The sequence below is a fragment of the Streptomyces sp. NPDC048643 genome, assembly GCF_040650615.1.
In the GTDB taxonomy this organism is placed as follows: Bacteria; Actinomycetota; Actinomycetes; order Streptomycetales; family Streptomycetaceae; genus Streptomyces.
This window is the reverse complement of sequence record NZ_JBEZHO010000009.1, coordinates 56,387-79,631: the sequence shown is the minus strand read 5'-3', so window position 1 is coordinate 79,631 and position 23,245 is coordinate 56,387. Positions and strand designations below refer to the sequence as shown.

The following is a 23,245-nucleotide window of genomic DNA, read 5'->3' as shown; positions in this document are numbered from 1 at the left end:
CGGTGACGCTGAAGCACAGAGTCAGCTTCTTCAAGGACCTTGAAGCATCACTACAACTACGATGCACGGATGAACGAGCGGCAACTGCGGATCCTGCGGGAACTCGGGGAGCTGGGCAGTGTCACCGCGGTGGCCGAGGCGCTGCTGATGACCCCCTCCGCGATCTCCCAGCACCTGCGGCTGCTGCAGCGCGCGATGCCGGTTCCGCTCACCGAACGGGACGGACGGCGGCTGGTGCTCACGGACGCGGGGCGCGCGCTGGCCGGTGCGGCGATCGAGGTGGAGACCGCCCTGGCCCGGGCACGGCACACCGTCGACGACTTCGTGGACGAGCCGGCCGGCCAGGTGTCGGTGGCCGCCTTCCACAGCGCCGCCTCCACCTTCTTCCCGGTGCTGCTGCGCGGCCGGACCCCGCGAGCGCCGCGGCTCTCGCTCGCCGACGAGGACGTCGCCCAGGACCAGTTCCCCCGGCTCACGCGCGACTACGACCTGGTCCTCGCCCACCATCTCGGCCAGGCGCCGCCCTGGCCGCGCACGGTCACCGCGACGACCCTGCTGCGCGAACCGCTCGACGTCGCCCTGCCGGCCGACGATCCCCTGGCCCGCCGGGAGCACCTCACGCCGGAGGACGTCGCGGGCCGCCCCTGGATCACCGTGCACGACGGTTTCCCGCTGATGGCCACCATCGAGGCCATCGCGACCGCCGCGAACCGGCGGCTCGACATCGTGCACCGCATCAACGAGTTCGCGGTCGTCGCGGAGACGGTCGCCGCGGGCGGCGGGCTCGCCCTGATGCCCCGCTGGACCACCCGCCCACATCCCGCGCTGGTCCTGCGACCCCTCGCCGGCGTCCACGCCGTACGGCGCATCGACGTCCTCCACCGCCCCGAACGCGCGGCCCGCAAGGCGGTACGGACCGTGCTCGACGAACTCCGCCACGCGGCGGAGACGATCCGAGAAGGCGACACCACGGGCGACGGACGGGCGGTCGGCCCCATGGACGGCGACGGGCGCACCTGAGCAGGCCCGCAGCAGGGGCGGGTGTCAGCTCCTCGCAGGGGACCGGATCCGGCGGTGGGTCGGCCGTCGGTACGGGGGGCGAGAGGCGGACCGGGTTCGCCGCTGGTAGGCGGGGTGTCCGGTGGGCCGTCCGATGCCGGTCCGCGAGGCCGTCCGGCACGGCTGTCGAGGCCGGGGCAGCGCCGCCCGGCGTCGCCCCCGCCCCTTTCGTCCGGCAGTATCCGCCCGGTGCCCGGTGCCCGGTGCCCGGTGCCCGGTGCCCGGTGCCCGGTGCCCGGTGCCCGGTGCCCGGTGCCCGGTGCCCGGTGCCCGGTGCCCGGAGCCCGGAGCCCGGAGCCCGGAGCCCGGAGCCCTGGTGTGCCGGTGTGGGCTCGACCCGGGTCGGCCCGCGCGGGGTGGGACCGGCACGCGGGCGTCGGCGCCGGTCAGGCCTTCTCCGGGCTCTCCATGAGGTCCCGCAGCCGTTCGGCCTCCGTGCGGCGGGCCTCGGCCCTGTCCCCGTCGAGGCGGGGGCAGGCGTCGAGCACCGCACGCGCGCGTGCCGCCGCGGCCTCGCGCCGGCCCAGGTCCGCCTCCAGCCGGCCGGCGGCGAGTTCGGCCCCGGTACGGGCGTCGAGCTCGTCGTCCCCGAGGGGGGCGAACACGGCGATGGCGCGCGTGAGATGACCGAGGGATTCCTCGAACACGGCCCGCGCGAGGGCCTCGTCCGGGACGGAACGGGCCACCAGGTCACCGAACTGCCGGTGCGTGTGGCCGAGTTCGGCGACGATCCGGCGTTGCGCGTCCTCGGCCTCCCGCGGCGACTCCTCGACGTCCGCACCGGCACCGGGCGCGGCCCCCGGCGAGCCGACAGCCTCCGTCCGGCGCTCCACCGCCGACGCGCACTCCCGCAGCGCCGCCTCCATCAACTCCCGCGCCCCGTCGAGGTTCTCGTCCCTCCGCGCCGCCGCCCACGCGCGCGCCCTGAGCGACCGGACCAGCCCGTTGACATCGCCCAGCTCGCGCCACAGGACGCCGGCCCGGGCGTACGCCTGGTCCGCCTCGACGGTCAGTCCGGCGTGCCCGAGGGCCTCGGCGGCGAGATGCGCGAGCATCGCGTGGTCCCGCTGCTCGGGCCAGTGCCGGGCGATGTCCGCGGCCCGCAGCCAGTGCTCGGCCGCCCCGCGGTGCTCACCCAGCTCGGTCAGGCAGTCGCCGAGCCACCAGCGCGTCTGCACGATCGCGCCGTCGCCGTGCATCTCGCCGGTCAGATCGGGCAGCGCCGACTCCAGGATCTCGGCGGCCTCCGCCCACCGCCCCTGACGGAGCAGGAACCCGCCCAGCTGGTGACGTGCCCAGGCACCGAGCGTGCCGGCCTCACCCGCCTCGTCGGCCCAGTGCGCCGCCTCCAGGGCGTGCTCCGCGGCCGGGCCCACCTGCCCGGTCGCCGCCAGGATCTCCGCCAGCCGCAGCTGCAGCTGGGCGTGGCCGGCCGGCTCCAGGTGGGACCCCCCGTGCTCCAGGGCCGCACGCGCCGACCGCTCCGCCAGCTCCGGATCACCCAGGTGCAGGGCGATCCCGGCGAGCCGCGCGTCGTACTCGACCGCGAACCACGGCAGCCCGGCCGCCACGAACCCGTCGACGGCCAGCGTGAGCGACGCGACGGCCGATTCCCCGTCCCAGGCGCGCGCAGCCAGCTCCCCGAGCATCGCGTGGGCCTCCGCGCCGCGCGACGCCACGGCCCCGTCGTCGGCGCCGTGCGGCTCCACCAGGGCCAGCAGCTCCCGCGCGGCCGCCTCCGCGACGGCCAGGACGTCCTCCTGCGGACCCGGGCCGCCGGGCGGAGCGCTCTCCTGCGCGGCCTCCGCCTCCTCCACCCGGTGCATCAGCGTCCGTGCCCGGCCCACCAGCACCGACGCCGTCTGCGCCACCCCGGTGCCGCCCTCCGCGAAGAGGGCGAGGACCTGCTCGCGCAACTCGGCGCCGGTGGTCAGGGCCTCCTCGGTACCGCCGGTCAGCGCCCGGACGTACGCGGCCCGGGAACGCGCCGCCAGCGCCTCGCCCGGGTCACCCGCCTCCGCGTACAGCTCGGCCGCCCGCAGGAACAGGTCGATGCCCTGCGGGCCCCGGCCCATCGCCGCGTGATCGGCGACCGCCGCACGGTCGTGGACGTCCAGCTCGTGCCCCTCGGCGGCGCGCGAGACCGCCGCCCACGCCTCCACGGCGTCCGGACTCCGGCGCGCGGTCAGCCCGCGGGCCTCGGCGAGGAGCGCGTCCAGAGCGGTCGCGGTGCTCTCACCGTGCGCCGCGTCCTCGCTGCTCCCGGCGGACCCCCTGGCTCCCTCGGCGTTCTGCGGGGGAGTGTGCGCCGCGGTCGGCGCCTGCTGTCCGGCGCCGGCAGACCGTACGGACCGAACGCCCAGCGGCAGCCGGTCGACGAGCACCGGCCGGTCCATCCGCGCCCGGGCCCGCTCACTCACGTACGACGTGCCGTTGCGGGCGTCGAAACGCGCGGCCAGCGCGAGCGCCTCCCCGCGCGCGTGCACGGCGAGTCCGGCCGCCGTCCACGCTCGTCCGGCGGGCCCGGGAACCGTCTGCTCCCCGAGTCCCAGAGCGGTGAGGCGGTCCATCAGGAGCGCCACCACGGCCATGAAGGCCAGCTTGCTGCGCGGGTCCCCGGAGTCCGTGAAGTAGGCCGGACGCTCCGCGAGGAGCTCCAGGGCACGCGCCTCGTTGCCGGTGACGGCACAGAACTCCACGTGGTCCGCGTACGCGCCCCGCATGCTCTCCATGGCGCGCACCAGCCGGAAGCCCCGCAGATGGTGGGCGCGCGCCTCCTCGACGCGCCCGAGACGCAGCAGCGGCAACAACGACGACGCGAGCACCGTGTGCGGCTCGTGGGCGCAGCTGTACTCGCCCTCCAGCACCGGCGCCCACAACTCCAGCGCCTCCCCGTCGGAGCCGCGCACCGACTGCCACCACCCCTGCCCGTGCAGCTCGCACGCGTGGCAGTCCGCCATCGCGTCGCGGTCCGCGGCGAGCCAGGCGCCGTACGCCCGCTCGGCGCGCGCCAGATCGCCCAGATGCGCGGCGACACTGAACTCGGCGCTGCGCACGGCCCGTTCGGAGTGGCCGGCGAGGCGGTAGCGGTGCTCCATCTCGCCGAGCCACTTCTCTATGGAGGCGAGCGGGACGTGCGGCTGGTCGAGCATGCCCGCCGACATCCACTTGAAGACCCAGTGCAGGGAGTGGATCTCGTACGCGTCGAAGTCCTCGGGACGCTCGTCCCACATGCGCAGCAGCCGCGCGAAGGGCACGAACATCTTGCCCTTCTCCGAGCTGTAGTTGTAGACCTTCAGCTGGTGTCCGAGCGCCTCGATCACGGCGAGCGGGATGCCCAGCTTCTCGGCCTCCACGAGCAGGTGCTCCGCGCGCGCGTTGCGTGCGGGTCCCTCCGGCTGCCCGTAGTTGTCCGCCATCGCCCGGCGCAGCGTGTCGAAGTCCATGGCCGGGTTCATCGGCGGTCGTCCCTTCCGGGGTCGGTGTGCGTGGCCCACTCCAGGAGGCCGATGAAGGCACGGTTCAGGAGCGCGGAGTCCGCCGGCCGCAACGGGCGCTGGGCCATCAGCAGGGCCTGCCCGTAGAGCGACTCCGTGGCGGTGCCGATCAGGTCCGGGTCGTGGAGCGAACTGATGCGCCGGATCAGCGGGTTGAGATGGTTGAGGACCAGCCGCGCGCGCGGGGCGCTGCCGCGCAGCGAGCCCAGGATGCCCGCCCAGAGGTCGTCGGCCTGCTCCTCGGCGTCCGCGCGGGCCTGCTCGTGCCGGGCCGCCCGGTCGTCCAGATGCAGGGCGGGCACCGACAGCGGATGGAAGGCCCGCAGCACCACGTCACAGCCCAGCGGGTCGAGCCGGGCCCGCGCGGCCGCAAGGAACGCCGACAGCGCCAGCTCCTCGGCCGGGTCCACCGCGTCCAGGTGCGCGGTCACGGTGTCCGCGTCCAGCTCCGAGACCACCGTGCCCGGACGCACCGACGGCAGCGCCTCGACCAGCTCGCTGTCGTACGTGTAACCGCCGTTGACGACCCCGACGCCCTGCGCGGAGGCGATCGGCGCGACCTGCCGGTACTCCTCCACCGTCCGCGTGAAGTGCACCACCGGGTGCCGCTGCGCGAACTCCTCAAGGGACAGCCGTCCGTCGGTCGTCTCGAACGGCAGCCACGGCAGCATCGTGCGCAGCATCTCCGGGTCGTGCCGCGCCAGCGACTTCACCCCCAGGTGGTGCACCGAGAGGAACGCGGCCAGCCGCTCCGGATCGCCCGCCGCGAGGCCGGTCAGCCACGACCGGATGCGCTCGCCCAGCGCCTCCCGTACGGCCGCCAGCGTCTCGTCCTCGTACAGCGACTCGCGCGACGCGGTGGGCCGCAGACTGTCCGTGTCGAGGACACAGCGCACGAAGAACGCCCAGTCGGGCAGCAGCTGTTCGGCCCGCTCGGTGAGCAGCATGCCCTTCAGGTGCACCCGGTGACTCGCCCGCTGGGCCGGGCTGACCGCGGACGGCAGCACATAGGCGACTCCCCGGATCCCGGCGAGCGGCACGTCCAGGTCGATCGAGTCCAGCGGAGTGAACCCGAACAGGTCGTGACAGTGCCGGGCCAGTGCCACCCGGCGTGTGGCCGGGCTCGGATAGGAGCGGTCCCAGGGCGCGGGAAGGTCCGCGATCGCCTCGTCGCCGACCCGCACGTCGTACGGCAGCAGCGCCCCGAAGTCCCGCGCCAGCGACCTGACCCGCTCGGGGCTCAGCCACTCGCCGGCCCCGGCGCGCGCCACCAGGTGCACGGTGGTGCCCGGTTCGGGGCGAGCCGAGTGCGGCAGGGTGCGCACGGTGTACGAACCGTCGTCGGCCGCCGTCCACTCGACCGGCGCCGCGTCGGGCGTCCGCGCGCTGCGGCTGACCACCCGGATGCGCTCGGCCACGACGAAGCAGGCCAGCAGCCCGATCCCGAACTGGCCGAGGAAGTCCGAACGGGCCGACTCCAGGCCGTCGTCGCGCTTGGAGCTGCGGCCGATCGTCGCGAGCAGACTGTGCACGTCGGACTCCGTGAGCCCGATGCCCGAGTCCTCCACGCGCAGCGTGCCGTCCTCGGCGTGCAACCGCACCGTCGCGGGCGCGTCCGGCTGCTCGGCGCGCCGCGCGGTGATCGCGTCGACGGCGTTCTGCAGCAGTTCGCGCAGATAGACCTTGGGGCTGGAGTACAGGTGATGGGAGAGCAGGTCGACCAGACCGCGCAGGTCCACCTGGAACGTGTGAGGAGACGGGGAGGCCGGAGAAGGCTGAGAAGTCTGGGAGTCCATCGTCGCTGCGCCGGTGGGGGGACGTGCGACGGCGCGGGGTCGGGCGGTCCCGGGGGACGGTGACCGCGAAGAGGGCCGGAGCGGGTCATCCTAGGCCCGGAACGAGCCGTCTGACCAGCGGATTTCCAGGACGTATACGGCAATGTCAGTGGTGTGGTGTGCAATGGATCTCGTGCCCGTGCTCGATGAACCACTGAAGAAGGCGCTCGGTGCCGCCACCGCGAAGGTGATGGCCGAGCACCTCGGCCTGCACACCGTCGGCGATCTGCTGCACCACTACCCGCGCAGATACGAGGAGCGGGGGCAGCTCACCCACCTCGCCGACCTGCCGCTGGACGAGCACGTGACCGTGGTCGCCCAGGTCGCCGACGCGCGCCTGCACACCTTCGCCTCCTCCAAGGCGCCCCGCGGCAAGGGCCAGCGCCTCGAGGTCACCATCACGGACGGCAGCGGCCGCCTTCAGCTGGTCTTCTTCGGGCACGGCGTGCACAAGCCCCACAAGGAGCTGCTGCCCGGCACCCGCGCGATGTTCTCCGGCAAGGTCTCCGTCTTCAACCGCCGCCTCCAGCTCGCCCACCCGGCGTACGAGCTGCTGACCGGTGACGGCGACGAGGCCGTGGAGAGCGTCGACAGCTGGGCCGGCGCCCTCATCCCGATCTACCCGGCCACCGCCAAGCTGGAGTCCTGGAAGATCGCCAAGTCCGTGCAGACCGTGCTTCCGAGCGCCCAGGAGGCCGTCGACCCCCTCCCGGACTCCCTGCGCGACGGCCGCGGCCTGGTGACCCTCCCCGAGGCACTCCTCAAGATCCACCGCCCGCACACCAAGGCGGACATCGAGAACGCCCGCGCCCGCCTCAAGTGGGACGAGGCGTTCGTCCTCCAGGTCGCCCTCGCCCGCCGCCGCCACGCCGACGCCCAACTCCCCGCCGTGGCCCGCGTCCCCGCCCCGGACGGTCTGCTCACCGCCTTCGACGCCAAGCTCCCCTTCACCCTCACCGAAGGCCAGCAGAAGGTCTCCAAGGAGATCTTCGACGGCCTCGCCACCGAACACCCGATGCACCGGCTGCTCCAGGGAGAGGTCGGATCGGGCAAGACGATGGTGGCCCTGCGCGCCATGCTCGCCGTCGTCGACGCCGGGGGGCAGGCCGCGATGCTCGCGCCCACCGAGGTGCTCGCGCAGCAGCATCACCGGTCGATCACCGAGATGATGGGGGAGCTGGCCCAGGGCGGCATGCTGGGCGGCGCCGAGCACTCGACGAAGGTCGTGCTGCTCACCGGTTCCATGGGGACGGCGGGCCGCCGGCAGGCGCTGCTCGACCTGGTCACCGGCGAGGCCGGGATCGTCATCGGCACGCACGCGCTGATCGAGGACAAGGTCCAGTTCCACGACCTGGGCCTGGTCGTGGTCGACGAACAGCACCGCTTCGGCGTCGAGCAGCGCGACGCGCTGCGCGGCAAGGGCAAGCAGCCCCCGCACCTGTTGGTCATGACCGCCACCCCGATCCCGCGCACGGTGGCGATGACGGTCTTCGGGGACCTGGAGACCTCCGTCCTCGACCAGCTGCCCGCCGGCCGTTCCCCGATCGCCAGCCACGTCGTCCCCGCCGCCGACAAGCCGCACTTCCTCGCCCGCGCGTGGGAGCGCGTACGCGAGGAAGTGGAGAACGGCCATCAGGCGTACGTCGTCTGCCCCCGCATCGGCGACGAGGACGACGATCCGAAGAAGGGCAAGAAGAAGGCCTCTCCCGAGGACGACGCGGAGAAGCGGCCACCGCTGGCCGTCCTGGACGTCGCCGCCCAGCTCGCCACGGGCCCCCTCCAGGGGCTCCGGATCGAGGTCCTGCACGGCAGGATGCACCCCGACGACAAGGACGCCGTGATGCGCCGCTTCGCCGCCGGCGAGACGGACGTCCTGGTCGCGACGACGGTCATCGAGGTCGGGGTGAACGTACCGAACGCCACCGCCATGGTGATCATGGACGCCGACCGCTTCGGCGTCTCCCAGCTCCACCAGCTGCGGGGCCGCGTCGGCCGTGGCTCGGCGGCCGGGCTGTGCCTGCTGGTCTCCGAGATGCCCGAGGCGAGCCCGGCCCGCCAGCGGCTGAACGCGGTGGCCTCCACACTGGACGGCTTCGAACTCTCCCGCCTCGACCTCGAACAGCGCCGCGAGGGAGACGTCCTCGGCCAGGCCCAGTCCGGCGTCCGCTCCTCCCTGCGCATGCTCGCCGTCATCGACGACGAGGAGATCATCGCGGAGGCCCGCGAGGAGGCCACCGCCGTCGTCGCCGCCGACCCCGAGCTGACCGGCCTGCCCGGACTGCGCACCGCTCTGGACGCCCTGCTCGACGAGGAGCGCGAGCAGTACCTGGACAAGGGCTGAGCCGCGGTGACCGGCCGTCGGCTGAGAGACTGGGAGCGACCGACACATCCCCAGCGCAAAGGACCCTCATGACCCGCGTGATCGCCGGCCGGGCCGGCGGACGCCGTCTGGCCGTCCCCCCGGGTACCGGCACCCGCCCCACCTCCGACCGGGCGCGCGAGGGTCTCTTCTCCACCTGGCAGTCCCTGCTCGGCGGCCCGCTGGACGGCGACCGCGTCCTCGACCTGTACGCGGGGTCGGGCGCCGTCGGCCTGGAGGCGCTCAGCCGCGGCGCCGGACACACCCTCCTCGTCGAGGCGGACGCCCGCGCGGCCCGGACCATCCGCGAGAACGTGACGACACTGGGCCTGCCGGGCGCCGAGGTCAGAGCGGGCAAAGCGGAACAGATCATCCGTACGGCGCCGCCCGCGGACCCGTACGACCTGGTCTTCCTCGACCCTCCGTACGCCGTCTCCGACGACGATCTTCGCGAGATCCTGCTCACACTCCGGACCGGGGGCTGGCTCACGGAGGATGCGCTCGTCACCGTGGAGCGCAGCACCAGAGGCGGCGAATTCGTGTGGCCGGACGGTTTCGAAGCCGTCAGGGCCCGTCGATACGGCGAGGGCACGTTTTGGTACGGTCGCGCCGCCTCTACGTGCGAAGACGCACGATGACCGGACCGGAGAGCGAGGGACCACTGTTGCGCCGCGCCGTCTGTCCGGGGTCATTCGACCCCATCACCAACGGACACCTCGACATCATCGCCCGCGCCTCCCCGCTGTACGACGTCGTACATGTCGTGGTGATGATCAACCAGTCGAAGAAGGGCCTGTTCACGGTCGACGAGCGGATCGAGCTGATCCGCGAGGTCACGGCCGAGTTCGGCAACGTCCAGGTCGAGGCCTACCACGGCCTCCTCGTCGACTACTGCAAGCAGCGCGACATCCCGGCCATCGTGAAGGGCCTGCGCGCGGTCAGCGACTTCGACTACGAACTCCAGATGGCCCAGATGAACAACGGCCTCTCGGGCGTCGAGACCCTCTTCATCCCCACCAGCCCCACCTACAGCTTCCTGTCCTCCTCCCTGGTCAAGGAAGTGGCGCAGTGGGGCGGCGACATCAGCCACCTCGTGCCGCCGCTGGTTCTGGAACAGCTCACGGAGCGACTGGGCAAGCACTGAGCGACTGACAGTGCGTCACCCGGTGTCGGGCGGGGCGGCAGTGGTCGTACAGTCGACCCGTCCGTCTCCATCACAGCTGTAGAGAGTGGCGAGCACACGGTGGACGTGCAGAAGAAGCTCGATGAGATCGTGGCTGCGGTCGGCAGCGCCCGGTCCATGCCCATGTCGGCCTCGTGCGTGGTCAACCGCGCCGACCTGCTCTCGATGCTCGAAGAGGTGCGCCAGGCGCTGCCCGGCTCCCTCGCCCAGGCGCAGGAGCTGATCGGCGGCCGCGAGCAGATGGTCGAGCAGGCCCGCCAGGAGGCCGAGCGGATCATCGAGACCGCGCACGCCGAGCGCGGCTCCCTGATCTCCGACACCGAGGTCGCCCGCCGCTCGCAGAACGAGGCGGACCGGATCCTCGCCGAGTCCCGTCAGGAGGCCGAGGAGGTCCGCGCCGAGGCCGACGACTACGTCGACTCCAAGCTCGCCAACTTCGAGGTGGTCCTCACCAAGACCCTCGGCTCCGTCGGCCGCGGCCGCGAGAAGCTCCTCGGCACCGGCCCGGGCGTCGACGAGCAGGGGTACGAGGACGAGGACGCCCCCGAGCGCAGCCACGACCCGGAGACCCTGCGCCGGAACGCCGACGAGTACGTCGACATCAAGCTCGGTGCCTTCGAGGCCGTCCTCGCCAAGACGCTGGAGGCCGTCGGCCGCGGCCGGCAGAAGCTGCACGGGCGGATCGCCAGCGACGACCTCGGCGACCTGACCCCCTTCAGCGACGACGGGACGCCGGGCCTGCACACCAGCGACTCCGACTACCTGGCCGGCCTCGCCGACCTGGCCGAGACCCCGGAGCAGCCCGTCCAGAGCCCCGAGGTGCCCGCCGAGCAGCCGACGTACGGCCAGCAGCAGGAGGCGTACGCCTACCAGCACCAGCAGCAGGACCCGTACGGCTACCAGCAGCAGTACGCCCAGCAGCAGGACCCGTACGGCTACCAGCAGGCCGACCCGTACGCCGCCTACCCGCAGCAGGGCTACGACCAGCAGGCCGCGTACGACCAGAACCAGCAGCAGGCGTACGTCCAGCAGCAGGGGCAGGTCCAGGAACAGCAGGCGCAGGCGCTCGACGAGACCAGTCTCTTCGACACCGGCATGATCAGCGCCGAGCAGCTCAGGGCCTACGAACAGGGGCGCGGCGGCCACTGACGGCCGGGTCGGGAGGGGCGCGCGCCGGGGGACCGAGCGGGGCGTTCGGACCGGATTGGGCCGTGAGCGAAAGGTCCAGTATCCTGGCTCTTCGGTCGCGTGTACGTCCGCGATCAACGCTGCCCACGGAACACCAGGGGCGGCGTCCCCATGAGTTCGAAGATCGAAAGCAGGAATGGCTCTGAACGCCCGCCTCGACCACCGCAACCCTCTTGTGTTCGACACACACGAGCTGGGGCGGCGTCCTGGCGCGCTGCAGCGCCTGAACCGCACGATCGACGCACCCGTGGATCTCGGGATCCAGGGTGTCATCGGAGTGCCGGAAGGCGCCCCGGTGGAGCTCGACCTCCGCCTGGAGTCGGTCATGGAAGGGGTGCTTGTCACAGGCACCGCCCGTGCATCGGCCAAGGGGGAGTGCGTAAGGTGTCTGGAGCCGCTTGAGCAGGTGCTCGAAGCGGACTTCCAGGAGATGTTCTCGTACCCTGACGCCGATGACCGGGGCCGCCCCAAGGCGGAGCCGGCCGACGACGCCGAGGACGACGAGGACACGCTCTTCCTCGAGGACGGCCTGTTCGACCTCGAACCCGTGCTGCGTGATGCGGTGGTGCTCGCACTGCCGATGCAGCCGGTGTGCCAGGACGACTGCCCGGGCCTGTGCTCCGAATGCGGAGCCCGGCTCGCGGACGACCCGGAACACCACCATGACGCCGTCGACATCCGTTGGGCGGCACTGCAGGGACTCGCCGGTTCACTCGAAGATGGCGAGAAGGACGAGTTGAGCGGCGCCGAACCTGGCGTCGACGAGAAGCAGGAGAAGTAGCCGTGGCTGTTCCGAAGCGGAAGATGTCGCGCAGCAACACGCGCCACCGCCGGTCGCAGTGGAAGGCTGCGGTCCCCACCCTGGTTGCGTGCGAGCGCTGCCACGAGCCCAAGCTGCAGCACATCGCGTGCCCGGCTTGCGGCACCTATAACAAGCGCCAGGTCCTCGAGGTCTGAGCGGCTGGTGAGAGGTCTGATGTCTGACGCCAAGGCGGACTCAACCGCCAAGAAAAAGGCGGACAACACAGCCTCGTCCCACACGCTTCTGGAAGGGCGGCTCGGCTACAAGCTCGAGTCCGCCCTTCTGGTGCGTGCGCTGACCCATCGTTCCTACGCGTACGAGAACGGCGGTCTGCCGACCAACGAGCGCCTGGAGTTCCTCGGGGACTCCGTGCTGGGGCTCGTGGTCACGGACACGCTGTACCGCACCCACCCCGACCTGCCCGAAGGCCAGCTGGCCAAGTTGCGGGCCGCGGTGGTCAATTCTCGTGCGCTGGCGGAAGTGGGCCGCGGCCTCGAACTCGGCTCCTTCATCCGGCTCGGCCGGGGCGAGGAAGGCACGGGAGGCCGGGACAAGGCGTCCATCCTCGCCGACACCCTTGAAGCGGTGATCGGCGCTGTCTATCTCGACCAGGGTCTGGAAGCGGCGGGCGAACTCGTCCACCGGCTCTTCGATCCGCTGATCGAGAAGTCCTCCAACCTCGGTGCCGGCCTGGACTGGAAGACCAGTCTCCAGGAGCTCACCGCGACCGAGGGGCTCGGCGTTCCCGAGTACCTGGTCTCGGAGACCGGTCCCGACCACGAGAAGACCTTTACTGCTGCCGCCCGCGTCGGAGGCGTCTCGTACGGCACCGGCACCGGCCGCAGCAAGAAGGAGGCGGAGCAGCAGGCCGCGGAGTCCGCGTGGCGTGCGATCCGCTCCGCCGCGGACGAACGCGCGAAGTCGGCCCAGGCCGCGGAGCAGGCGGCCCATGCCGCTCAGCTGGCGGCCAAGGAAGCCGAGGGGACCGCCGACACCCCCTCGACGCCGACCACCGACACGGCCACGGCCTGATCCTTCACAAGAAGCACCGCACCACGGGACCCCGTCGCAGCGCACCGGCGCCGCGGCGGGGTCCCGTGCGTGTTGCGGGACCGGGGGGAGTGGGCTCAACTCCTCGTCGGCAGTGCCCGCCGCCTGCGATGTACGCTTCCGGCATCACCCCTCAGTCCGCCCCTCCGGAGGAGTCCCGTGCCCGAGTTGCCCGAGGTCGAAGTCGTGCGCCGGGGCTTGGAGCGCTGGGTGTCCGGGCGGGTCGTGAAGTCCGTCGAGGTGCGTCATCCGCGGGCCGTGCGGCGGCACTTGGCGGGGCCGGATGGCTTCGCGAAGTCGCTGGAGGGGCAGCGGATCGGTGAGGCGATGCGGCGCGGCAAGTACCTGTGGCTGCCGCTCGACGATTCGCCGTTCTCCGTGCTCGCGCATCTCGGGATGAGCGGTCAGCTCCTCGTGCAGCCGGAGGAGGCCGTGGAGGAGAAGCACCTGCGGATCCGCTTCCGGTTCGACGACCCGCTCGGCACCGAGCTGCGCTTCGTCGACCAGCGGACCTTCGGTGGCCTCTCGCTGCACGAGAACACCGCGGACGGACTGCCCGACGTCATCGCGCACATCGCCCGCGATCCGCTGGACCCGCTCTTCGACGACGCCGCGTTCCACGTCGCCCTGCGGGCCCGCCGCACGACGATCAAGCGCGCCCTGCTCGACCAGTCGCTGATCAGCGGCGTCGGGAACATCTACGCGGACGAGGCGCTCTGGCGTTCCAGGCTGCACTACGAGCGCCCGACGGGGACCATGACCCGGCCGCGCACCGCCGAACTCCTCGGCCACATCCGCGACGTCATGAACGACGCCCTCGCCGCCGGCGGCACCAGTTTCGACAGCCTCTACGTCAACGTGAACGGCGAGTCGGGCTACTTCGACCGCTCGCTCGACGCCTACGGGCGCGAGGGCGAGCCGTGCCGTCGCTGCGGGACGCCGATGCGGCGGCGGGCCTGGATGAACCGCTCCAGCTATTTCTGCCCACGCTGCCAGCGCGCACCGCGGCCGGGCGCCGACCTCTAGTCGTCGCGGCCGCCGGACTCGGCGGCGGTCATGCCCCGCGCGTCGTGTCGTAGCGCCCGCGGGACTCCAGGACCTCGTCCATGCTGCCCTCCACGAACGTGATGAGGCCGATCAGGCGCTCGGCGACCTGACGGCCGAGCGGCGTGAGGCTGTAGTCGACGCGCGGCGGATTCGTGGGCTGTGCGTCCCGATGCACCAGCCCGTCGCGTTCCAGCGCGTGCAGGGTCTGGGAGAGCATCTTCTCGCTGACGCCGTCGACCCGTCGCCGCAGTTCGTTGAAGCGGAACGTCCCGTCGTGCAGCGCCCCCAGCGTGAGCGAGCCCCAGCGGCCGGTGACGTGCTCCAGCGTGCCCCGGGACGGGCAGCTCCGCGCGAACACGTTGTACGCGAGGTCCTCGCCTTCAGGGCACACGGCGCCCTCGTCGCGGTCGGGACGCTCGGAGACAGGGACGACGGTTTCCATGAGAGCAGCATACGCAGATGCAGCGCTTCCCGGAAGGTTGCACTAACTAGAAGTTAGTGCTTTCCTTTCGGCATTGCTGGTGAGCAGCCCATCCGCTGCTCCCGATCCCGTTCTCCGAGGAGTCCTTACCGTGACGACCCCTGTTGTCTCCATCGCCTACCACTCCGGCTACGGCCACACCGCGGTCCTCGCCGAGGCCGTGCGCACGGGTGCTCTCGAGGCCGGTGCCGAGGTCCACCTGATCAAGGTCGACGAGATCACCGACGCGCAGTGGGAGCAGCTCGACGTCTCGGACGCCGTGGTCTTCGGGTCGCCGACGTACATGGGCACGGCGTCGGGCGCCTTCCACGTCTTCGCGGAGGCGTCCTCGAAGCGGTGGTTCGGACAGGACTGGAAGGACAAGCTGGCCGCCGGGTTCACCAACTCCGGCTCCAAGAGCGGCGACAAGCTGCACACCCTGCAGTTCTTCCAGATCCTCGCCGCTCAGCACGGCATGAACTGGGTCAACCTCGGTCTGCACCCGGGCTGGAACAACAGCGCCGGCTCCGAGCACGACCTCAACCGCCTCGGCGTCTTCGCGGGCGCCGCCGCGGCCACCAACGTCGACGAGGGCCCCGACGCGGTCCACCCCTCCGACCTCGCCACCGCCGAACACCTGGGCCGCCGGATCACCGAGGCGGCCCGCGTCTTCACCCTGGGCCGCGCGGCGGCGGCTGTACCGGTCGCGTAGGCGGGGGACGGCGCGCGGCGCTCAGGACCACGCGGCTCAGCCGCGTGACGACGAGCGGGGTCGGGCGTGCGTGGGGCCGGTCGCGCGGGGTCGGCTCAGTAGCCGAAGAAGTGCGGGGCCGGATCTCTGACCTGCGCCCCTGCTACCGCCCAACGCTGCGACCTGCGACTTAGCCGTCGACGGTTGTCAGCGTTGGGCGTCGTCGAGCATCCTCGGACGGCCCGGAGACGGCCCGGGGTAGTAATGAGCCCCGGCGACTGGTGGCGAGAATAGATGGAATGGGGGGCTGGACTGAGTCTCTGTAGCGCAGCCCAACCCGCATGCTTCTACAGGCCGCGAAGTGCCTCGTATAGGTCGTCGTAGGCACACCAGCAGTCGATGCTGCCGTCGTCGTACAAGCTGCCCATGTACCAGTCGTCGTCATGGACGGGTTTCACGAGACACAAGCTGCCGAACCCGAGAACGATCTCTGGCTGCAGCATCTCGTCGGCTCCGGCGAAGGCGACCCACTTCACCGCCCGGTTTGGATCCAGGGGGAGAGCCCTTTGGTCGCCAGACACGTCCCGGATTTGCTGAAGCGTCCACCCTGGGGGTAGCTGTGCGTCGGCCATCCACGGATGATCTCACCGGCGAGATGTGGAACACCGCTTTAGGAGTTCGGTCCAACAGCCGACCTGGAGCTTCTAGACCCTCGTTCGTCGGGCGCCCTCGGCTGCTCAAGGCTGCCTGTGTACGCCCGCGTTGATGCCAGCCGGTGATGTCAGGTTGGATGGTGCGATGGAACGTGTTGAGGCAGAGCTGTTCACGGACGGTGGGAACAACGCTGTGGTGCGCCTGCCTCCGCGCCGGTTCCCCGGCGTCTTGATCCAGGGGGACTCCCTCTCCGTCATCCGCAGCGAAGTTGCCGAAGTCCTCGAATCATGCGACCAGGGCGACCTCGCCGGAGCACGGGAAACCGCCGGCCTTCTACTGGCTGACCTCGATGAGGTGCTGGCGCGATACACCGCCGCGCTGGACGCCCACCAGGTCCCGCGGCCGTACTGATCGCAAGACTCTGGTCTTCGCGAGCTGGATCGCTGCTTTGTAAGGGCGGACGTGGCCGGACGAGGAGTTCCCCAGGTCGTTCCGGCTGTAGCAAGTGCCCAGGCGAACGGCGCATCTCGACTGTGGCAAGCCGCCATTGACCGTGGTTGACCGCACGATGTGGCACGGTTGTGGCACGCTCACCGTCCCAGGCTCACTTGCATGGCCGAGCATCTGCTCGACTTCCCACCTCTCATCTACGCCTAGCCCGCCTCGCAGCACCACGTCATGCCTGAGTCCGGGAGGGAATCAGAAAAATCCTGAGGACATGGCGCCCCGCAAGACTGCATAATGCCGAGATGCAGATCACCTCCGAGGAAGCCCACAGACTGCTCTTCTATGTGAATGCAGTCACTCGGCGCGGACACAGAATCACCGTTCCTGAGTTCGAAGCCTATGCGAAAGCACCCTCGCGCAAAACGAGGGTAGTTAGTGGCCCACTCCAAAACTTCGCTGCTCTGACCGCAAAATGGGGTGGCGAGCGTGTCCCCAACGAGTCATGGCTTCAATATCTCACGCGACTCGAGTGGGTTTCGTCCGAGGGTGACCGTCTGAGGCTGACCGGACTCGGGAAAGCGGTCCTTGATGAGCTGTCTTCACCCACGGTCGATAGCGGCTCCGAAGAGGCTACAGAGGTCCTACTTGACCCATCAGACCCACACGCATACGTGAAGGTCATCGGAGTCCTCGGCGAGCTCGGTGAAGGGATGCTGGTCGACCCCTACTTCCGTTACGACCAGCTTGAAACGATCGTGGAGCATACGCAGATTCGACGAATTCTCGCCAGTAGAAAAACTGGAAACACTGCTCTCTCGCAACTACAATTCGCCTTGGCTGTAATTGGAGAAGACCAGCGACCTGAGATTAGGATTGCTGACACGCTTCACGACCGATTCGCAATAGGCGACAATTCCAACGTTGTCGCCATTGGCACGTCACTTAATTCGGTTGGAAGGAATCACAGCGTCGTGGTTCCCCTCAGTGCAACCGCAGGTAAAGCGGTAGCCTCCGTATACGAGGACCTGTGGAGTCAGGCAAACAAGCTGGAACCACGACAGCAGACCGGAACACCTTGACGAAGGTCCAGGGAGCCCCAATGGACGAGTCAAGCGAATGCGGTCAGTAGCCGAAGTCCTGCGTCCACCAGGGGCCGCCCGAGCCGAAGTGGGCTCCGACGCCGAGGGTCTTGAAGTCGCAGTTCAGTATGTTCGCGCGGTGGCCGGGGCTGTTCATCCAGGCTTCCATCACCGCTTCGGCCGTGGTCTGACCGCGGGCTATGTTCTCGCCGCCGAGGCTGGTGATGCCGGCGTTCGCCGCACGGTCCCAGGGGCTGAGGCCGCTCGGGTCGGTGTGGTCGAAGAAGTCGCGTGCCGCCATGTCCTCGCTGAAGGACTGAGCCAGGTCCGACAGCGCGCTGTTCGCGGACACCGGACTGCAGCCCACCTTGGAGCGTTCGTCGTTGACGAGCTTGAGCACCTCGGCCTCGGCCGCCGTCTCCGCGGACACGGTCACCGGGGCCTTGGGCGCCGGCGCCTTCGTCGCGGTCTTGGAAGGCTTCGGGGCCTCGGGGGCCTTCGCCTCCTCGGTCGGCTCGGCGCTGGGCTTCTTCGAGGGCGTCTTCGTCGGGGCGGCCGACGGCGACGACGAGGAGGGGGCGGCCGAGGGGGTGGCCGCGCGGTCGGCGTCACGGCTCGTCGCCGTGTCGTCGTCGTGGGCCTCCGCGCTGCCCGAGGTGCCGCCCTGCTGGGTCTCCAGACCGGAGGGCGAGCCGACGGCCTGCACCTTGTCGGAGTTGCCGCCGCCGCCACCGAGCGCGTAGTTGTCGGCGCCGGGCATCACGCCCGCCGCGACAGCCGCGGTACCCAGGGCCACAGCCGCCGAGACACCGAGCAGACCGGTGCGTACCGCGGTCGCACCCTTCTTCTTGCGGTGCGAGCGGGCGGACGACGTGGACGGGAGATCGGCGACGGCCGCGTAGCCGTACAGGTTCTCCGGACCGTAGTTCTGCGTGTCGGCCCCGTGCTGGTCGGTGGCGCGGCCTGTGGCGGCGCGGCCGGCGTCGTGGCGTCGGTGGCGTCCCATCTCTTGGGCCTTCCTCGATCTTGCGTCAGGCGATCCTCAAACGAACCTCACCCGAAAGAGTGAGTTTCCTATGAGACTCATTGGGTGGGGACGGTACCCCATGGCGCAAGGGGAGGAAGTGCTCCGAGAGACATTGTCCGGTTAGCGTGCACCCATGAACGAGGTTGTACGGCTGGTCGTCTGGGTACGCGGGCGCGTCCAAGGTGTGGGTTTCCGCTGGTTCACGCGTGCCCGGGCCCTGGAGATCGGCGGGCTGAGTGGTTTTGCTCTCAATTTGGACGACGGACGCGTCCAGGTCGTCGCGGAGGGCCCCCGCGCCGGCTGTCAGGGACTGCTCGACTGGCTCCAGGGCGACGACACGCCCGGCCGGGTGGACGGTGTCACTGAGATCTGGGACACGCCCCGGGGGATCTACGACGGCTTCGCGATCCGCTGACGATGTGACCCGCGACGGCCTCCCGGAAGCCCTCCGCGCATGCCCCGGGCACCTGCCCGCAGGAGAAATGGCCTGGTGGTTGCCAAGAAGGCCGCGAAGTGGCAGGCTCGCGGGGTAACGATGATCTCCACGCCCTGAGGGTCCCGCAGGAGTCGCAGCGCCGCCGATCCAGAGCCGCGCGACAGCGGGTTGCCCCCCGATACGGGGCGTGATCGTGTTGACCGTCAAACTTTTTGGTGAGACTCTGAAAGCCCCGCGCACCTTAGCTGTTTGGCATGTGGAACGGCAGCAGGACATCAGCAGTGTCAAGCACGCGGGTGCGATTCCCTCACGACCCACACCGCTTCCCGGTCGGTCACTCAGTGTGGAGGACCATCCATCATGGCAAAGGCGCTTCTCGGTTACGTCGGCGGTTCCGACCCGCGACTCATCGCCGAGATGCGACGGCTCCAGCAGCGCGTACAGGACCTCGAATCCGAGCTCGTACGGATTCAGGCCGAGAACGACGCGCTCGCGGCTGCCGCTTCTCACGACTCGCTTCTCGAGAGCATCGACGTACCCCAGGCGGAGCCTGCGCTCACCTGATCGCTGCACCGCACTACTACGACAGCAGTGGTCGGCCAGCCCGAATCAACCGCTACGTTGTCAGATTTGCAAGGGACGCCTCTTCGGCGTCCCTTCTTTCTTGCCCCCGCGCCCCCGTGGACCCCCGTCCCCTCTCTTTAACGTGTGGTGTGCCCTGCACATTCACGGGTGAAACCGCGCGTTCATGGAGTGAGACCGGGACCGAAAGGTAGAGTCCGGCGGCGTGCACCTCAAGGCCCTGACCCTCCGTGGGTTCAAATCGTTCGCCTCGGCGACCACGCTGCGGTTCGAGCCGGGCATCACCTGCGTCGTGGGCCCCAACGGTTCGGGCAAGTCCAACGTCGTGGACGCGCTCAGCTGGGTCATGGGCGAGCAGGGTGCCAAGTCGCTGCGCGGCGGCAAGATGGAGGACGTCATCTTCGCCGGCACCACCGGGCGCCCGCCGCTCGGCCGTGCCGAGGTCTCCCTCACCATCGACAACTCCGACGGCGCCCTGCCGATCGAGTACGCCGAGGTCACCATCACGCGGATCATGTTCCGCAACGGCGGCAGCGAGTACCAGATCAACGGTGACACCTGCCGCCTGCTGGACATCCAGGAACTGCTGTCCGACTCCGGCATCGGCCGCGAGATGCACGTCATCGTCGGCCAAGGCCAGCTCGACTCCGTTCTGCACGCCGACCCGATGGGCCGTCGGGCCTTCATCGAGGAGGCGGCCGGCGTCCTCAAGCACCGCAAGCGCAAGGAGAAGGCGCTGCGGAAACTGGACGCGATGAAGGCGAACATGGCCCGCGTCCAGGACCTCACGGACGAGCTGCGCCGCCAGCTGAAGCCGCTCGGCCGGCAGGCCGCCGTGGCACGCCGCGCCGCCGTCATCCAGGCCGACCTCCGCGACGCCCGGCTGCGTCTGCTCGCCGACGACCTCGTCCGGCTGCGCGGAGCGCTCCAGTCCGAGATCGCCGACGAGGCCGCTCTCAAGGAGCGCAAGGAGTCCGCCGAGACCGAGCTGAAGAAGGCGCTCCAGCGGGAGGCCCTCCTGGAGGACGAGGTCCGGCAGCTGACCCCGCGCCTCCAGCGCGCCCAGCAGACCTGGTACGAACTCTCCCAGCTCGCGGAGCGGGTGCGCGGCACGATCTCGCTGGCCGACGCACGCGTGAAGAGCGCCACGTCGGTGCCCGCCGAGGAGCGGCGTGGACGCGACCCCGAGGACATGGAGCGCGAGGCCGCCCGGATCCGCGAGCAGGAGGCGGAACTCGAAGCGGCCTTGGAGGCGGCGGAGCGGGCTCTGGAGGACACCGTCACCCACCGCGCGGAGCTGGAGCGCGAACTCACCGTCGAGGAGCGCCGCCTCAAGGACGTGGCCCGCGCCATCGCCGACCGCCGCGAGGGCCTCGCCCGCCTCAACGGTCAGGTCAACGCCGCCCGTTCACGGGCCGCGTCCGCCCAGGCCGAGATCGACCGGCTCGCCGCCGCACGCGACGAGGCCCAGGAGCGCGCGTTCGCGGCCCAGGAGGAGTACGAGCAGCTGAACGCCGAGGTCGAGGGCCTCGACGCCGGCGACGCCGACCTCACGGACCAGCACGAGGCGGCGAAACGGGCGCTGTCCGACGCCGAGGCCGGCCTGGGTTCCGCCCGCGAGGCGGTCACCGCGGCCGAACGCCGGCGGGCCGCGACCCAGGCCCGCCACGAGGCGCTCGCGCTCGGGCTCCGGCGCAAGGACGGCACGGGTGCGCTGCTCGGCGCCCGCGACCGGCTGACCGGACTGCTGGGTCCCGCCGCCGAACTGCTCTCGGTCACCCCCGGTTTCGAGGTCCCGCTCGCCGCCGCGTTCGGCGCGGCCGCCGACGCCATCGCCGTCAGCACGCCCGCCTCGGCCGCCGAGGCCATCCGCCTGCTGCGCAAACAGGACGCGGGCCGGGCCTCCCTCCTGCTCGCCGGAGCACCGGAGGAGTCTCACCGGGACGGGCACGGGAGCGGGGGAGAGGACCTGGGCCCGGGCGACGGGGGGCGGTACGCCGCCGACCTCGTCCGGGGACCGGTCGAGCTGATGCCCGCAGTACGGCGGCTGCTGCGCGGCATCGTCGTCGTCGGGACCCTGGAGGACGCCGAGGACCTGGTCTACGCGCGGCCCGGGCTCACCGCCGTGACCGCCGAGGGCGACCTGCTCGGGGCGCACTTCGCGCACGGCGGGTCCGCCGGAGCGCCCAGCCTTCTCGAGGTGCAGGCCTCCGTGGACGAGGCGGCGGCCGAGCTGGAGGAGCTGGCCGTGCGCTGCGACGAGCTGACCGAGGCACAGCACCTCGCCGCCGGGCTGCGCACGGAACGGGCCGCGCTCGTCGAGGAGCTGGGGGAGCGGCGCCGGGCCGCCGAGCGGGAGAAGTCGTCGGTCGCGCAGCAGCTCGGCCGGCTGGCCGGACAGGCGCGCGGCGCAGCGGGCGAGGCCGAGCGGAGCACCGCGGCCGCCGCCCGTGCGCAGGACGCCCTCGACCGGGCCCTGGAGGAGGCGGAGGAGCTGGCCGAACGGCTCGCCGTGGCCGAGGAGATGCCCGTCGAGGAGGAACCCGACACCTCGGCGCGCGACCGGCTCGCCGCCGACGGCGCCAACGCCCGCCAGACCGAGATGGAGGCCAGGCTCCAGGTGCGCACGCACGAGGAGCGGGTCAAGGGTCTCGCCGGACGGGCCGACTCGCTCGACCGGGCGGCCCGGGCCGAACGCGAGGCACGCGCGCGTGCCGAACAGCGCCGGGCGCGGCTGCGCCACGAGGCGGCCGTCGCGCAGGCCGTGGCCTCGGGAGCGCGGCAGCTGCTCGCGCACGTCGAGGTCTCGCTCGCCCGCGCCGACGAGGAGCGCACCGCCGCCGACAGTGCCAAGGCCCACCGTGAGCAGGAACTCGTCGCCGCGCGGAGCCAGGGCCGTGACCTCAAGGCGGAGCTGGACAAGCTCACCGACTCGGTGCACCGCGGGGAGGTGCTGGGCGCCGAGAAGCGGATGCGCGTGGAGCAGCTGGAGGCGAAGGCGCTGGACGAGCTCGGCGTCGAGCCGGCGGGACTCGTCGCGGACTACGGCCCCGACCAGCTCGTACCGCCGTCCCTGCCCGCCGAGGGCGAGGAACTGCCCGAGGACCCGGAGCATCCGCGCAACCAGCCCCGGCGGTTCCACCGTGCCGAGCAGGAGAAGCGGCTCAAGTCGGCCGAGCGGGCGTACCAGCAGCTGGGCAAGGTCAACCCGCTCGCCCTGGAGGAGTTCGCCGCGCTGGAGGAGCGCCACAAGTTCCTCAGCGAGCAGTTGGAGGACCTCAAGAAGACGCGGGCCGACCTCCTCCAGGTGATCAAGGAGGTCGACGAGCGGGTCGAGCAGGTGTTCACCGAGGCGTACCGGGACACCGCCCGGGAGTTCGAAGGGGTCTTCAGCCGGCTGTTCCCGGGAGGCGACGGGCGGCTCATCCTGACCGACCCCGACAACATGCTCACCACGGGAGTCGACGTCGAGGCCCGCCCGCCGGGCAAGAAGGTCAAGCGGCTCAGCCTGCTCTCCGGCGGCGAACGGTCGCTGACCGCCGTGGCGCTGCTGGTGTCGATCTTCAAGGCGCGCCCCAGCCCGTTCTACGTGATGGACGAGGTCGAGGCCGCGCTCGACGACACCAACCTCCAGCGGCTGATCCGCATCATGCAGGAGCTGCAGGAGGCCTCGCAGCTGATCGTGATCACGCATCAGAAGCGCACGATGGAGGTCGCCGACGCGCTGTACGGCGTCTCCATGCAGGGCGACGGAGTCTCGAAGGTCATCAGCCAGCGACTGCGCTGACGCCCGTCTCCGACGGCGTGCGCGGCCACCCGCCGCCGGGGCCGGGAGGGTTGTCCACCCGG

20 protein-coding genes are annotated in these 23,245 nt (G+C 71.0%); 15 read left to right on the top strand and 5 right to left on the bottom strand.

The genetic code is table 11. The features are described from left to right. Nucleotides 1–69 precede the first annotated feature (69 nt). Nucleotides 70–1,020, top strand: a complete 951-nt coding sequence (locus AB0C62_RS11755; RefSeq protein ID WP_362971981.1) for a LysR family transcriptional regulator — start codon at nucleotides 70–72, stop codon at nucleotides 1,018–1,020. Between the two features lie 425 nt (nucleotides 1,021–1,445). Here the strand turns inward: AB0C62_RS11755 and AB0C62_RS11750 are convergent, their stop codons facing one another. Further along, nucleotides 1,446–4,517: a tetratricopeptide repeat protein gene (locus tag AB0C62_RS11750; RefSeq protein ID WP_362971979.1), complete on the bottom strand. Its 3,072-nt coding sequence runs from the start codon at nucleotides 4,515–4,517 to the stop codon at nucleotides 1,446–1,448. Continuing rightward, complete coding sequence (locus AB0C62_RS11745; protein WP_362971977.1) at nucleotides 4,514–6,352, bottom strand: HSP90 family protein; 1,839 nt, start codon at nucleotides 6,350–6,352, stop codon at nucleotides 4,514–4,516. Before AB0C62_RS11745 ends, AB0C62_RS11750 begins: the two co-directional genes overlap by 4 nt. A gap of 163 nt (nucleotides 6,353–6,515) precedes the next feature. On the opposite strand from AB0C62_RS11745, the gene recG reads away from it, so the two are divergent. The 8 genes from recG (at nucleotide 6,516) to mutM (ending at nucleotide 13,999) form a co-directional block, all read left to right on the top strand. After that, complete coding sequence (gene recG, locus AB0C62_RS11740) at nucleotides 6,516–8,732, top strand: ATP-dependent DNA helicase RecG (RefSeq protein ID WP_362971975.1); 2,217 nt, start codon at nucleotides 6,516–6,518, stop codon at nucleotides 8,730–8,732. Nucleotides 8,733–8,800: 68 nt separating this feature from the next. Then, nucleotides 8,801–9,388, top strand: a complete 588-nt coding sequence (rsmD, locus tag AB0C62_RS11735; protein WP_362971973.1) for a 16S rRNA (guanine(966)-N(2))-methyltransferase RsmD — start codon at nucleotides 8,801–8,803, stop codon at nucleotides 9,386–9,388. Nucleotides 9,389–9,414: 26 nt separating this feature from the next. Continuing rightward, the gene (gene coaD, locus AB0C62_RS11730; protein WP_277625251.1) at nucleotides 9,415–9,894 is read left to right on the top strand and encodes a pantetheine-phosphate adenylyltransferase; all 480 of its coding nucleotides are present in this window, start codon (nucleotides 9,415–9,417) and stop codon (nucleotides 9,892–9,894) included. A 99-nt stretch (nucleotides 9,895–9,993) separates the two neighbouring features. Next, nucleotides 9,994–11,082: a cell division initiation protein gene (locus AB0C62_RS11725; protein WP_362971971.1), complete on the top strand. Its 1,089-nt coding sequence runs from the start codon at nucleotides 9,994–9,996 to the stop codon at nucleotides 11,080–11,082. Between the two features lie 175 nt (nucleotides 11,083–11,257). Beyond that, nucleotides 11,258–11,902, top strand: coding sequence for a DUF177 domain-containing protein (locus AB0C62_RS11720; protein WP_362971969.1), 645 nt, complete (start codon nucleotides 11,258–11,260; stop codon nucleotides 11,900–11,902). Between the two features lie 2 nt (nucleotides 11,903–11,904). After that, nucleotides 11,905–12,078 (top strand): 50S ribosomal protein L32, encoded by a 174-nt coding sequence (rpmF, locus tag AB0C62_RS11715; RefSeq protein WP_006139588.1) that lies wholly within the window; start codon nucleotides 11,905–11,907, stop codon nucleotides 12,076–12,078. Between the two features lie 19 nt (nucleotides 12,079–12,097). Beyond that, nucleotides 12,098–12,955: a ribonuclease III gene (rnc, locus tag AB0C62_RS11710; RefSeq protein ID WP_362971967.1), complete on the top strand. Its 858-nt coding sequence runs from the start codon at nucleotides 12,098–12,100 to the stop codon at nucleotides 12,953–12,955. 177 nt (nucleotides 12,956–13,132) lie between these two features. Then, nucleotides 13,133–13,999 (top strand): bifunctional DNA-formamidopyrimidine glycosylase/DNA-(apurinic or apyrimidinic site) lyase, encoded by an 867-nt coding sequence (gene mutM / locus AB0C62_RS11705; protein WP_362971965.1) that lies wholly within the window; start codon nucleotides 13,133–13,135, stop codon nucleotides 13,997–13,999. A 28-nt stretch (nucleotides 14,000–14,027) separates the two neighbouring features. Here mutM and AB0C62_RS11700 read toward each other — a convergent pair whose 3' ends face one another. Continuing rightward, nucleotides 14,028–14,462 (bottom strand): helix-turn-helix domain-containing protein, encoded by a 435-nt coding sequence (locus tag AB0C62_RS11700; protein WP_362971963.1) that lies wholly within the window; start codon nucleotides 14,460–14,462, stop codon nucleotides 14,028–14,030. A 130-nt stretch (nucleotides 14,463–14,592) separates the two neighbouring features. Here AB0C62_RS11700 and AB0C62_RS11695 point away from each other — a divergent pair, with 130 nt between their 5' ends. After that, the gene (locus AB0C62_RS11695; RefSeq protein WP_362971961.1) at nucleotides 14,593–15,192 is read left to right on the top strand and encodes a flavodoxin family protein; all 600 of its coding nucleotides are present in this window, start codon (nucleotides 14,593–14,595) and stop codon (nucleotides 15,190–15,192) included. Nucleotides 15,193–15,518: 326 nt separating this feature from the next. On the opposite strand, the gene AB0C62_RS11690 is transcribed toward AB0C62_RS11695, so the two are convergent. Further along, complete coding sequence (locus AB0C62_RS11690) at nucleotides 15,519–15,803, bottom strand: hypothetical protein (RefSeq protein ID WP_362971959.1); 285 nt, start codon at nucleotides 15,801–15,803, stop codon at nucleotides 15,519–15,521. 166 nt (nucleotides 15,804–15,969) lie between these two features. Between AB0C62_RS11690 and AB0C62_RS11685 the strand changes: the two genes are divergently transcribed. Together AB0C62_RS11685 and AB0C62_RS11680 are read left to right on the top strand one after the other, a co-directional pair. Beyond that, nucleotides 15,970–16,236 (top strand): hypothetical protein, encoded by a 267-nt coding sequence (locus AB0C62_RS11685; protein WP_362971957.1) that lies wholly within the window; start codon nucleotides 15,970–15,972, stop codon nucleotides 16,234–16,236. Between the two features lie 338 nt (nucleotides 16,237–16,574). Beyond that, nucleotides 16,575–17,351, top strand: coding sequence for a hypothetical protein (locus tag AB0C62_RS11680; protein WP_158690524.1), 777 nt, complete (start codon nucleotides 16,575–16,577; stop codon nucleotides 17,349–17,351). Between the two features lie 43 nt (nucleotides 17,352–17,394). Here the strand turns inward: AB0C62_RS11680 and AB0C62_RS11675 are convergent, their stop codons facing one another. Next, nucleotides 17,395–18,357 (bottom strand): CAP domain-containing protein, encoded by a 963-nt coding sequence (locus AB0C62_RS11675; protein ID WP_362971955.1) that lies wholly within the window; start codon nucleotides 18,355–18,357, stop codon nucleotides 17,395–17,397. 154 nt (nucleotides 18,358–18,511) lie between these two features. On the opposite strand from AB0C62_RS11675, the gene AB0C62_RS11670 reads away from it, so the two are divergent. From AB0C62_RS11670 to smc, 3 genes are all read left to right on the top strand, one after another. After that, entirely contained in the window at nucleotides 18,512–18,793 is a 282-nt protein-coding gene (locus AB0C62_RS11670) for an acylphosphatase (RefSeq protein WP_081219644.1), read from the top strand. Nucleotides 18,794–19,174: 381 nt separating this feature from the next. Then, on the top strand, nucleotides 19,175–19,378 hold the full coding sequence (locus tag AB0C62_RS11665; RefSeq protein WP_028802434.1) for a hypothetical protein: 204 nt from the start codon (nucleotides 19,175–19,177) through the stop codon (nucleotides 19,376–19,378). Between the two features lie 223 nt (nucleotides 19,379–19,601). Continuing rightward, nucleotides 19,602–23,183 carry a chromosome segregation protein SMC gene (smc, locus tag AB0C62_RS11660; RefSeq protein WP_362971953.1) on the top strand — a complete coding sequence of 1,194 codons (3,582 nt, stop codon included), beginning with the start codon at nucleotides 19,602–19,604 and terminating at the stop codon, nucleotides 23,181–23,183. Nucleotides 23,184–23,245 lie beyond the last annotated feature (62 nt).